Genomic DNA, 12,069 nt, shown 5'->3' with positions numbered 1-12,069 from the left:
GCTCTTTCTAATTTTCTTCTCTATCCAATTCATATGCGTCTCTAAACTTTTCATATTCTATATTAGAAATAGTTTGTTCATCCCTTACCTTTTTAAATAAGGCAGCCAGCAATGCAAATTCTTTATCGAATGTTAAATTTTTTCGCTCTAGTTCAGAAAGAAACGATCTGACAGTTGCATTTTTCCCTTCACGACTAATAATATCTATCGCTATGTTACTTAAAGTTTCAGACTCCTCCATTGAAAGGATTTGAGAAGCTTTACGTACAACAGTACCACCTTTTTTGATTCCACCAGTCTGTACTAGTTCGCTTAAAAGATTTTCTATTTGATCTAACCGACCAAGTATATACTTTTCTGACGTAGTATCAGAAGCTTTAATAACAGCCTCCGATTCAACTGCGCTTATAATTGGATTTTCTATCTTATCTCCTTTTTCAATAGCATCTAAAAATTTAGTGAATGTTGCTTCTAATGCAATCGCGCCTGCTATATCATTAGTATAAAAAATAATTCTTTGATCCACGATATCAAAAGGCAAGTTCGTATTATCTTCTGCTAATATAATAACTGGCTTAGCAAACGAATGGCGTATCGCTAGCTCGTACATAACATTAGGGTTAAGTGTAGTTAAATTAGCTACCACCAAATCATCATTTACCAAATGCTGAATAATACTTTTATTAATAGATCCTGATGTTGATATTTTGTGAGATACATGTGTATCATATCCCCTTTTCTTTAAAATAGGATTGATAACTCCGTCTAATATTCCATCAGCATGCCTTCTTATATCGGAACCATCAGAACCGATAGGTGTTACCATAAAACAGCTTTTTAATTTTTTTAACTTCTTCCACTACTTGTTTTTCTTTTTGTTCGCTCATCTGCTTCCCTCCCTGACTATATATTACCAGATAAGATGGACAAAGAGCAATAACCTGTGATTGTTTTCTTCCTTTCATCTATATATGGCAACACTACTATATTATCAATCAATAAATGTAACATATCTAAGATTCTGTAGCTTTTGACATACTCCTAAAAACCATTGGAAAACCTAGCTTTACAATGGTTCCATCTATTTAACACAACATATCTACTTTGAGTATACATTTACCAACGATAATACTATTATCGATTGCCATTCAGCCGGTATGAATGGTAATATTAAAGAATAGAAATATATGGATTGAGCTGTTATCACTACCACCTATTTGAAGGGAGTAATTTTATGAGCAGTAATTTAATATTTTTCACAAAAAAACAAAGTAACAAATTACTATACAGTGAGCATCTAAAAAATAAAGACTTCCAATGGCTGTATGATCTCTTAGAAAAAGATAATCATTTAACTACCGCTAGAATACCAGCAAGTAAATTGACAATGCTAAGCGAAATGCATGATACTCTCCTAAATAAATCTATGGATGAGTGGATTCAGCATAAATCTCCTAATGGGCAACATATCGAGGATAGAGGAGAAGACGAAGGCAAGTGGATGCACTGCTCCTTGTGCAATAAGAAAAATCGATATATATACTATATTAAAAACACTGTTAATAGTGTCACCTTAAATGTCGGTAGCGACTGCATAACTGAATTCGGGAGTTTAGCGGCAGGGGCACAAAGTGGGAAACGTATGCTTCAAAACAATGCTCTTAGAGCTAGGAATTTACAAAAATTACTGACTGTAATTCCAGGAGCACGCAAACGTATCTCTGATTGGTCAAAATTCGTTTCCGATCTAGCAATAATACCACCTTTTACAGTTACAAAAGAATACGATGAGCTGGGGAATGATGCAGAGCTTCTTTATGAAAAAATATTAAATAACAATAAAAATGATGATTATATAAGAAACTTGCAGTTGTTATTTAACTCCGCGGATTCTCTTCAAACGGATATTCTTGAATATATCAATAAAAATAAACACAGAAAATTCATACTCACAAAAGAACAAGCTCATTGGATTCGAACAAATCAAACAGAGCATTATACCCAAATTTTAGAGCTAGTAAGAAAAAGTGAGTATGGTCTAATTTCACTGCAGTCCGCCAAATTAATAAGAGATCCTCATTTTTTGAATACTTTCATGATCGTATACAACACAAAAATAATGCAATTAAACGACGATATATGGCATAAACAGGAATTAGCTCGAAATAAATATATTTCGTCCGGAAATGTTCAGTTTGAAAATGAATTCCCAGAAATTACTGATACCACCAATGGAACTTTCACATATAAATTTAGATCACTAACCAACATTGTATTTAAAATCAGCTCTACTAAATTTATTAGCCTACTTGGTTTTATTGTTTTCAATTCTACTATCAACCATAACAATAGTATACTACGCCTAATTATGGATTCTTCAATCCCTGATGTGCAAAGTTCCGAGGCTATGTTTTATCAAATTCAGCTCATTTTTGATGGGAAAATAATTTTCAATGAGTTTCAACCGGCATTTCAGTATGTTGACTTCGCATTTTTAGTAAAAAGCAGCCTTGATACATCTGGAGTTAAACACTATACACATATATACAAAAGATATAATAGCAATGACTTCATTTCAAAAATGAGCACCGTTATATTCCGAAAGAATAAAGATGCTCTGAAAAAATATTTAGATGCAGAGTGCCTAAATACTTATTCAGAATCGGAATACAATAGCGCTAGAGAATTCGATCGAGATCTCGACATCGCTAGAAGAAACACCTTCACATCATAAAAGATGAATTGAATCAATACACTGCATAAAATTAGTCTACCCATTCTATATTTTCTATGCAGTGTATTGTTATGCTAAAACTATTTTATTAGCACAGCAATTGGTATACTCACAATATATTAAAAATCATACATTGGTTTTTACAAATTAAATTTTAACATTTTACTATCTAACTCATCTTGTTGTATGCCAATATAAATTAACGTTTCTTTCTGATCTTTATGATTAAATATCTTTTGGAGTGCTACTATATCTTTAAATTGCTTATAAAAATGATAACCAAAAGTTTTTCGTAGCGTGTGGGTTCCAATATTTTCTAAACCAAATTTTTCTTGCAGCCCTTTTAATATGCGATATGCGGTAATACGCGTAATTGGTCTATTAATCCCCTTTTGGCTTCGAAACAAATAATCCTGATCATCTAAATCTACTACATACATCCCCAAAGCTCTCTTCACCTCTTTCGGAATAAGTATCTTCTTCTGCTTATTCGTTTTCTGCTCGCGTATTACAATATGATTGCCACGTATATCCCTCACTTTCAGCCGTAATAAATCACTAATACGAAGCCCCACATTGATGCCTAGAAAAAATAAAATATAATCACGTTGGTTCTTAACCAACAAATAACGCTTGATTTCCGTAATCGTATCTCGATCACGTATAGGCTCTACTACGTTCATTATTTCGCCTCCAATTCTGATTCATACGCCAACACATACAAGCTTTTTTGCTTCTGCTTCTCAATCTTTTTTCGTGCTTTTTGTAAATGATCCTCTACTGTATTTTTCGCAATCCCCAAATACTCTGCCACTTCTCCAATCGAAAACATGGATTGCTTATTCAGTAAATAGCACTCTTTTTCTCGTGGTGACAAGCAACCAATCAATTCATGCAACATACTCCGCTCCAGCTCTCCCAACTCTTTTTCTGCTGCTGTTTCAGGTTGTTGGTAGTTCAAATAATCCAACAAATAATTATCTGCCAATACCGTTCTTTCTTCCATTGACGCCTTCGCTGTTCGCTTGTAATCCCAAGGAGAGCAACCAGTTTCCATATAAAGAATCGCCTTATCTAAACTGGAGCTAATGCTACTCCACAAATTCCTATCATCCTGTAGCCCTGCACTCGCCTTTTTAATATTGGCATGCCTTCTCGCCACTTTGTATTCAAAAATCAAATCATCCAACATCTGTTTCCCTCCAATAAAATACGCCATATCCTGAATATGGATATAGCGCATTTCTCCATTATTCAATTGTTTTCCATATAAAATCGCGTATCACTGGTCATATCCAGCGTCATACATGCGCTTATCCCTTGTTCTGTAAAAAGTAACTCGACAGCGTGCATTGCCTCCGCTTTCGTTCGGTAGTCCCGATAGAATGCAAAGCTGGTAGGTGTTCGCATATAGACATGGTACTTTAACTTCATGCCTTGCCACCTTCTACACATTTAATCCTTTGATACACGACATCCGATGCTACTCCAAACAGTTGGGCTAGCTGTCTACCACTCAACTCGTATTTATTCCGCAACTGCATCAATAACAAATCATCGAAATTGCTATTCATCCCAAACAGTATATCTTCTTCCTCTGCTATCGTTGCCAATAAATAGCTCTCCTGCAATTCTTTGTTGGTTTCTTCCATCCCTTCCAACTTTTCCTGTGCTTCCACCCTAGCAACATTATCCGACATATGCGCAATGCGTAAAACATGCTTTCGATACGCTAGACGGCTTGCTTTTAGCTGTTCACGAAAGCGCCTTATCGTTTCTGAATTATGATCCATCTGATTCTCCCCTAACATAAAATATGCCTATCGTAATGATGCGCATGCTGATCCAGAGCCTGTTCCACTTCCTGCTGGTCATAACACACCGTTTTCCCCACCTGCTTATCACCCTTCACCCACACAATAATGGAATATGGTTCTTGCCCTGAAAATCCAATATAATTGACTGGCATCGCTCTACCTCCTTATTTTTAATCGAACGAAATACTTTGAATCCGATGATCGCTGGTATTCTCAAACTTGATAATGTAATGATTACTCAACATCCGTGAAATCAACTTTTCATCATAAAGCTGTTGGATGCCTTTCACACTAAGGTTCGTCGTAATAATCGTGCTTTTATCTCTACGCCCATCCAGCACGCCATACAACACGCGATGGACAAAATCACTTGCCGTATTCTCCTTCTGAATAGAGCCAGACTCCGCGCCCAAATCATCCAGCACTAAAAAATCCGCATTGACCAATCGACTGATATAATAATCCTCATCCTCTTTACCTTGATAACTCGGCTTGAAAGTTTTCCGTATCTCACGCATCAAATTATCCACCTTGATAAAGAGGCACGTTTTCGGCAGTTTCGCATTGAGATTATTCAAAATTGCCATAGCTAGATGCGTTTTCCCAACACCAGCATGTCCAGAAATCATCGTGTTAAATACGACACCTTCCTTGTACTTCTTCATCGCCGTTATCGCTCGCTCTTTATTACTTGCCGCTTCACTCTCTGGCGTCGTTTCATATGCTTCAAAATTAGCGTGTTCAATCGTGTAGTCTGAAAATAAACTGTCTGCTTGCAACCGCCCGTTCTGAAATTGAACACGATATTGCTTTATTTTTTCTTCCTGCTCTTTTTGAAAAGCAAGATTCATGTCATGCGATTTGCACAAAGGACATGTAAGTACACCATCAATAATGAGCTTTCTTACGTCTTTTTTCAGCGGATGCACCACCTCGCTATTGCAAAAAGAATCGCTGTACTGCACATTCACCTTGGAGGCATCAGAACAATCCTTCAAGCTGTTGATTTGAATCACATGGTCGAGTATTCCCGCTAGCGGTTGAAGCTGTGACATCTCGCATCCCTCCTTTTTGATTTAGGTACGATTCAAACTTCGCACCAAATAATGTTTCTGGTCTTAGATATTGGGCGAATTGGGGATCTTTTTTCCAATCGCGACATTTCTTACTTATCACCTGTTGAAAATCTGCTTCACTGAATCCTTCATCCAATCTAGCCTTAATAAGTTGCTGGGTTCTTTTTGTTGTCGCTCTGTAGTTAGTATCAGCATTAGTATTTAGAAAGTTGACTATATCTTTATATAAGTTAGTGTTTATTATATTAGTATTAATAGGGTGTACCTCATTCACTAGGGTCGGTGTATCAGGTACACTAGGCTGGGGCACACCGTTTACCATGGGTAGTGTACCTGATGCACTACCCACTTTTTTAGGTTTCTTTAATATATAGAGATTACTTGTTTGATTACCCACGTCATTTAATCTTTTTCTTTTTACTAAATAACCTTTCTTAATAAGTGATTCAATGGTCGTTATAGATTTTTTTCGGGAACATTTTACTCGCTCTGCCATTTTTGAAAATGAAGGAAAAGCCATACCATTGTTAGCTAATCTGAAAATATATTGAATAATCGCTAGTTCATACACGTCCAAATCTCCATTATCATATATAGCATTCGGTACCTGAAAAAATTGATTGTCCCACCCATTCTTTATTTCATTTTGCATATCATTAGACTCTCCTTCTATTCCTATCTTACTCATCTAATAAAAATTAAATATATATACGTCGAATATGGTATAATTTCTCTAGAAAAGAGGTGATTTTATTTTATCTATACTCCCATTTGTAAAAACTAATATTATTTCTATCGCTGCGTTTTTTGTAGCTTTCGCAACCTTCATTGTGACTTTCGCTAATTTCTGGAAGAATAGAGCTAATATCGAGTGTCTCCAGCCAAGTGCCAGCTCATCTAATTTAATAGCACCTGATTTCATAGATGCTGAAACTCCTGATGGTTATTGGGGCGAAGATTATCGTATTTTTATTGATGTTATAATTAGCAACCGAAGTGCTCAACCTATCTCAATAATAGAATTCCAACTAAATAACTCCTTAATATTCAATTCCTATACAGACTATGGTTCAGAGTATACTACCACGGTATCCCCTTCCAATAAAGAACTGAAAAATGGAGTCTATTCGTATGGAGATTCTAAACACATCTCTATTAGAACAAAAGATAAGCTTTTAAAACCTGTATTAAATATTCCGGCGTACACATCTGTACGTGGTTGCCTATTTTTCCATACAAATGATAGGTCATTAGCCAAAATCCAAAAAAATAAATTGTCTATAACCACTTCTAGAAAAAACTTCACATTCAAAGTAAATATTCCTAATTTCCACGAGTCTCAAAAAAAGCTACCCGCGGAAATTGTAGAAGCTAGGGAGCTAGAATTTTAAATAATTCTACTCCTTTTTCATTTAAAATAAGCGCCTCTCCTAACTCTCAACTCACATGCCCTTAAGTGTAAATACTCCAATAATGGCTTTGTTTCAAACTTCCAACGATTTCCTTCTAAAAATGCGCTAGTCTCAAGTAATCTAACATCTTTCAAATGATCTTTTTTAAATGTAGGAATACTGACACTCGCCATTTCCGCTGCTTCCTCAACCGAAACAATTGGTTTATATACTAAATGAATCTCTGCTTTCGGTGGTTGAAAATGAACCACTATTCCTTCTTCATTACTCGATGTTTATACATAAAATCCTCCTCACTGAACGCTTCTTACTGTGAACCTCTTTGGTAAAAATATTTGTTCTGGTGCCACCTCTAAAGCAGCAGCAATTAATTTAGCCTTTTCGCTATCCACACTTCTTATACTTCTTTCAATTTGAGATAAATAGCCCTCTGGCAAACCCGTTTTTATAGATATACATAGTAAAGAAAGCTTTTTGGATCTTCTAACTTCTCTCATTGCGTTGTTCATTTCATAAACACCTCCAAAACTATTCGTTATGCAACGTTTGATTATAATATACATCGATACGTTAACTTTGTCAATTCAATATGCAATGTTTTCGTAATAACACTTGATTTCTTTGCAATATGCATAGTATAATGATTTCATAAAGTTGAAAAGGAGTTTTCTTATGTTAGGAGATAATATTCGCAAGTATAGAAAAGCCAAGAAATTGACAGCTAAAGAACTTGGAAAAAAAGTGGGATTAGCTGAGTCAACTATTAGCGGTTATGAAAACGGATTAAGAGAACCTAACATCCCTACCCTGATGAAATTATCAGAGATTCTTGATGTCTCAGTTGATTCTCTAATAGGCTCTAGCGAAGTCAGCGATCCTCAAGTTAATGATTTAGCCTTTGATAATTTAGAAGGGTTAACTGTAGAGGATTTAAAAAAGGTGAAGGGATATATCGAAACTCTCAAGCGTCATAGAGAAGAATTAGATAAGTTCGAAAAAGAATAATAGAAAAGGAAGATGCATGCTGTTGAACTCAAATAAGTACTACACGCCTAGCACCATCGAAAAAGAAATTTCAAAAAAAATTTATTGCCTTAGAAATACTAAAACCTAGCGATCTATCACCAACAAACCTTCAAGACAAATTCAATATTTTTGTCATTGAAGGTGATTTCTCACTTGCAGTTGCGGATTATGGTGGGATAGTTTTACCACGCGGACTGACTGGCAAAGCATATGTAGAGAAATTTCATCATGAATTCATCCACTTGCTTTGTCATTCAGGTAATCAAGAAAATATGTCTATAAACTTTACGCAAAAACAAGAAACACAGGCTGATAATTACCTACAATATTCATCGATCCCATTTCATATGCTACAGTATATAGATTTTTCAGATGAACATGTTGTCCAGCAAACGAGTGATATATTCTGTGTTCCTGAGCATATTGCTTTTAAAAGAATTCAAAAATAAGAAATGAATTATCAAATATTAATTATTCGAGAAAACCCTTAATAATTTAAGCTTTTTATTTTTATTACAAGGAAGAACATATGTTTCCAAGGAGGGTTATAACTATGGCAACCGTGAGAAAAAAAGGAAGAAACTTTGAAGTAAGGTGGTATTATTTTGATCGTATAGATCTAAAAAGAAAACAAGGTACAAAAGCTGGATTTTTCACTGAAAAAGAAGCCAGTGAGTTTGGTAAACGCATGGAAGTGCTGGATCGCCAAAATAAGCTATTCTTCAATAGCTACACTGTATCTGATTATTTAAGAAATTGGCTTAAGAATAAGTCTAGAAGGGTTTCTGTAAAAAGTGCCGAAAATTATAAGAATGCTATTGAAAATCACATAATACCGGAATTTGAAAAAACGAAGCTGACTGATCTGAAAAAAAACAAAGTATCAAGAATTCATATACGACAAACTTGACAAATACGCCGTTCGAACTGTCCGTCTCATCCATAGCGTCATGAGCAGTGCAATGAATGACGCCGTGGATAATGAGCTAATAGAAAGAAACATAACGCATAACATTGATATGAAAACAAACAAATCTAGAGAAACAAAAGCCATTAAATTTTTCACAAAACCTGAACTAAAAATATTCATGAGTGCCATCAATGACAAAGACGTTGAAGATTTATACGCCACTTATTTTTGGTTAATATGTAACACTGGTATACGTGCTGGTGAAGCATTAGCGCTGACTTGGGACGATCTCAATTTCGTTTCAAATGAGCTGACGATCTCTAAAACTGTTAAAAAACTAAGTAGTAGCGACTTTATTATAGGAGCACCAAAAACAGAGTCGTCAAATCGAGTAATAAATTTAGATGATATGACTATTAAAAAGTTAAAGGCTTGGAAATCTTATCAAGAAAAATATGTAAAAGACAAAGGTCTTGGAGAAAGCAAATATATCTTCGTCTCCAGACAAAATAAAAAACAGCCTCCTCACTACAGGACTGTAATCAAAAATTTTAATGTACTACTCGACGAACTCAATTTAGCGCATATAGGAATCCATGGCTTAAGACATACACATGCAGTCATGCTTATCGAAGCTGGTGCATCCGTTAAATATGTAGCAGAAAGATTAGGGCACTCTAACGTAGAAATGACACTCAATGTTTATGTCCATTTAACTGAAAAAATGAAAACAGATGATATGAACAAATATGTAAATCACATACTTTCTCACTGAAATAAGGGCTAAATTAAGGTCTTAAAATCGAAAAAAGCCGCGACACAAGTCCACAGCTTTTCTCAGCGCAATCAAAAGGAGAAATTCACACAATCAAATAAAGGGGGTATTTGTATTGTGATTTATTTCACGTCAATAATATACCACATCTAAATTAATAATTCAACATTTCACAAAGATTTTTTTTTAATAAATATTTGTGTATGTAGCTCCCACATAATTTTTATTTTTATATAACAACTATCTCTAGTAAACAATCATTCGTAGATCAGCATTAATTCTAAATAAAATTATATATTTCCGGCTTTAAACTCTCTAAAATATAGTAAAAAATGCGATAATCATCCATTTATCCTCTAAAAAAATAAAACAGGATTCTCAATAAAGAACCCCATTTTATCAATAATAAAAAATAAAAAAATATTTTCTAAGTCCACCATTTTTCACAAAGCTAATCAGAATAAAGTCTTATCTCACTAATTTCTCAAGCTCATTCAGACGCTGCTCAAAGACCTTAAGCGCATCGGTCACAGGTTTGGAAGTGGCCATATCTACACCTGCTTTTTTCAATACTTCGATTGGGAAGTCAGAACTCCCCGCTTTCAAGAACGCTAAATACTTATCCACAGCCTCTGCACCACCATGCAAAATAAGGTCGCTGAGTGCCGAAGCAGCACTGAATCCAGTCGCATATTGGAAAACATAGTAATTCATATAGAAATGCGGAATTCGCGACCATTCAAGTCCAATTTCCTCATCATACACAATCTCGCTACCATAATATTTCTCATTCATTGCAAAATAATTCTCCGTCAAAAATTCAGCTGTTAATGCCTCACCATTTTGATCCGCTTGATAAATAAAATGCTCAAACTCCGCAAATTGCGTCTGACGAAATACAGTTCCCTTGAATCCGTCCAAATAATGATTTAACAAATACGCACGCACTTTCGGATCATCATATTTCTTCAACATGTAATCCGTTAATAAATTCTCATTCGTCGTCGAAGCAACTTCCGCTAAGAAAATCGGATAATCCCCATAAACAAACGGCTGATTCTTACGGGTATAATAACTATGCACACTATGCCCTAACTCGTGCGCCAGCGTAAACACATTATCAATCGTATCCTGCCAATTCATCAAAATATACGGACTCGTACTATACGCTCCTGAAGAATAGGCGCCACTTCGCTTCCCTTTATTCTCCACAACATCAATCCAGCGCTTGTCAAACGCTTCTTTCAAAATCGCTTGATATTCTTTGCCTAAAGGGGCAAGACCATTTAGCACGATATCCTTCGCTTCTTCATACGTAAATTCTAAATGTACATCATTTGAAAGTGGCGTATACATATCATACATCCGCAACTCATCCAAGCCCAACAGTTCCTTGCGAAGCCCAACATAGCGTTGTAATAATGGTAACTGCTCATTCACAGCCTCCACCAAAGAATCATACACCGCCTCTGGAATATGGTTCCCAAATAAAGCCGCATGACGTGCCGACTTATATCCATGAACCCGTGCATAGAAATTACCTTTCTTGACTTGGCCTGTCAATGTGGTCGCCATCGTATTCTTCAAGCTATCATAAGCGCTATACATCCCTTTAAATGCAGCTCGGCGCACACCACGATTCTTGCCCTCCATCATCTTGCCATAACGACCATGCGTAATCTCAACTTGATTTCCAGACTCATCTTCAATCGTCGGAAACTTCATATCAGCATTATTTAAAATACTATACGTGCGCGATGCATTGCCCAAAACTTCTCCTGCTTGTGCTAACAACGCTTCTTCCTTTTCAGAAAGCACGTACGGCCGATTCAAGCTCACTTCCTCAAGTAAATGAGAATACAATTGCAAATCAACATTCTCTGCAATAAAGCCTTGCAACTTCGCTTCATCGATCGCTAAAACTTCTGGTTCAAAATAAGAAATAGCAGCAGAGGCTTCTGTTAATAAGCTCCCCGCACGGCTGTATAAGCCTTGGTACGTTGTATTCGTCGTATCTTGGTCTTGTTTTAAATGCGCATATACATATAGATTCCCTAGTTGATCATACAGCTCATCACGATAGCGCAATGCCCGTAAAAGCATATCGCTGCTCTCACCCAACTTACCTTGAAAATCTGCCGCTTCCTTCACTGTATCTTTTAACGAGACAAACGCGGCTTCCCACGTTGCATCATCTTTAAAAATCGTCGTTAAATCCCATGTTTCACTTATAGGCACCTCTTCACGCGTTGGTAGTGCCGCTACTTTTTTCTCACTCATTAATCCCATACCTCCAATATTAGCTTTTTCACTTATTAT

16 protein-coding genes are annotated in these 12,069 nt (G+C 35.9%); 4 read left to right on the top strand and 12 right to left on the bottom strand.

Going from position 1 to position 12,069, the window contains the following annotated elements; all coding sequences use genetic code 11:
* Positions 1-7: 7 nt before the first annotated feature.
* Positions 8-826, bottom strand: coding sequence for a hypothetical protein (locus tag PGRAN_RS15770; RefSeq protein ID WP_051998580.1), 819 nt, complete (start codon positions 824-826; stop codon positions 8-10).
* A gap of 408 nt (positions 827-1,234) precedes the next feature.
* On the opposite strand from PGRAN_RS15770, the gene PGRAN_RS10515 reads away from it, so the two are divergent.
* The gene (locus PGRAN_RS10515; protein ID WP_036066988.1) at positions 1,235-2,734 is read left to right on the top strand and encodes a hypothetical protein; all 1,500 of its coding nucleotides are present in this window, start codon (positions 1,235-1,237) and stop codon (positions 2,732-2,734) included.
* 140 nt (positions 2,735-2,874) lie between these two features.
* On the opposite strand, the gene PGRAN_RS10510 is transcribed toward PGRAN_RS10515, so the two are convergent.
* The 10 genes from PGRAN_RS10510 to PGRAN_RS10465 all read right to left on the bottom strand — a co-directional run bounded on the left by PGRAN_RS10510 (position 2,875) and on the right by PGRAN_RS10465 (position 7,548).
* Positions 2,875-3,417 carry a site-specific integrase gene (locus PGRAN_RS10510; protein ID WP_036066986.1) on the bottom strand — a complete coding sequence of 181 codons (543 nt, stop codon included), beginning with the start codon at positions 3,415-3,417 and terminating at the stop codon, positions 2,875-2,877.
* A complete protein-coding gene (locus PGRAN_RS10505; protein ID WP_036066984.1) occupies positions 3,417-3,926 on the bottom strand; it encodes a sigma factor-like helix-turn-helix DNA-binding protein in 510 nt (169 codons plus the stop codon). The genes PGRAN_RS10510 and PGRAN_RS10505 overlap by 1 nt, the downstream gene beginning before the upstream one ends.
* Positions 3,927-3,988: 62 nt before the next feature.
* The gene (locus tag PGRAN_RS10500) at positions 3,989-4,168 is read right to left on the bottom strand and encodes a hypothetical protein (RefSeq protein WP_036066982.1); all 180 of its coding nucleotides are present in this window, start codon (positions 4,166-4,168) and stop codon (positions 3,989-3,991) included.
* Complete coding sequence (locus PGRAN_RS10495; RefSeq protein ID WP_036066981.1) at positions 4,165-4,527, bottom strand: hypothetical protein; 363 nt, start codon at positions 4,525-4,527, stop codon at positions 4,165-4,167. Before PGRAN_RS10495 ends, PGRAN_RS10500 begins: the two co-directional genes overlap by 4 nt.
* A gap of 11 nt (positions 4,528-4,538) precedes the next feature.
* Positions 4,539-4,703: a hypothetical protein gene (locus PGRAN_RS16830; RefSeq protein WP_159101136.1), complete on the bottom strand. Its 165-nt coding sequence runs from the start codon at positions 4,701-4,703 to the stop codon at positions 4,539-4,541.
* An 18-nt stretch (positions 4,704-4,721) separates the two neighbouring features.
* On the bottom strand, positions 4,722-5,606 hold the full coding sequence (locus PGRAN_RS10490) for an ATP-binding protein (protein ID WP_051998579.1): 885 nt from the start codon (positions 5,604-5,606) through the stop codon (positions 4,722-4,724).
* Complete coding sequence (locus PGRAN_RS15765) at positions 5,533-6,279, bottom strand: conserved phage C-terminal domain-containing protein (protein WP_051998578.1); 747 nt, start codon at positions 6,277-6,279, stop codon at positions 5,533-5,535. The genes PGRAN_RS10490 and PGRAN_RS15765 overlap by 74 nt, the downstream gene beginning before the upstream one ends.
* 81 nt (positions 6,280-6,360) lie before the next feature.
* The gene (locus PGRAN_RS10480; RefSeq protein WP_036066980.1) at positions 6,361-6,549 is read right to left on the bottom strand and encodes a hypothetical protein; all 189 of its coding nucleotides are present in this window, start codon (positions 6,547-6,549) and stop codon (positions 6,361-6,363) included.
* Positions 6,550-7,035: 486 nt separating this feature from the next.
* Positions 7,036-7,290, bottom strand: a complete 255-nt coding sequence (locus PGRAN_RS10470; protein WP_036066977.1) for a hypothetical protein — start codon at positions 7,288-7,290, stop codon at positions 7,036-7,038.
* A gap of 42 nt (positions 7,291-7,332) precedes the next feature.
* Positions 7,333-7,548: a helix-turn-helix domain-containing protein gene (locus PGRAN_RS10465; protein WP_036066976.1), complete on the bottom strand. Its 216-nt coding sequence runs from the start codon at positions 7,546-7,548 to the stop codon at positions 7,333-7,335.
* A 163-nt stretch (positions 7,549-7,711) separates the two neighbouring features.
* Here PGRAN_RS10465 and PGRAN_RS10460 point away from each other — a divergent pair, with 163 nt between their 5' ends.
* From PGRAN_RS10460 to PGRAN_RS10450, 3 genes are all read left to right on the top strand, one after another.
* Positions 7,712-8,044 (top strand): helix-turn-helix domain-containing protein, encoded by a 333-nt coding sequence (locus tag PGRAN_RS10460; protein WP_036066975.1) that lies wholly within the window; start codon positions 7,712-7,714, stop codon positions 8,042-8,044.
* A gap of 574 nt (positions 8,045-8,618) precedes the next feature.
* On the top strand, positions 8,619-8,975 hold the full coding sequence (locus tag PGRAN_RS10455; protein ID WP_036066973.1) for a tyrosine-type recombinase/integrase: 357 nt from the start codon (positions 8,619-8,621) through the stop codon (positions 8,973-8,975).
* 52 nt (positions 8,976-9,027) lie between these two features.
* Positions 9,028-9,750, top strand: coding sequence for a site-specific integrase (locus tag PGRAN_RS10450; protein WP_036066971.1), 723 nt, complete (start codon positions 9,028-9,030; stop codon positions 9,748-9,750).
* A 468-nt stretch (positions 9,751-10,218) separates the two neighbouring features.
* Here PGRAN_RS10450 and pepF read toward each other — a convergent pair whose 3' ends face one another.
* The gene (pepF, locus tag PGRAN_RS10445) at positions 10,219-12,030 is read right to left on the bottom strand and encodes an oligoendopeptidase F (protein WP_036066970.1); all 1,812 of its coding nucleotides are present in this window, start codon (positions 12,028-12,030) and stop codon (positions 10,219-10,221) included.
* Between the last annotated feature and the right edge of the window lie 39 nt (positions 12,031-12,069).

The sequence above is a fragment of the Listeria grandensis FSL F6-0971 genome (genome assembly GCF_000525835.1).
Classification (GTDB): Bacteria; Bacillota; Bacilli; order Lactobacillales; family Listeriaceae; genus Listeria_A; species Listeria_A grandensis.
This window is presented reverse-complemented; position numbering and strand designations above follow the sequence as displayed.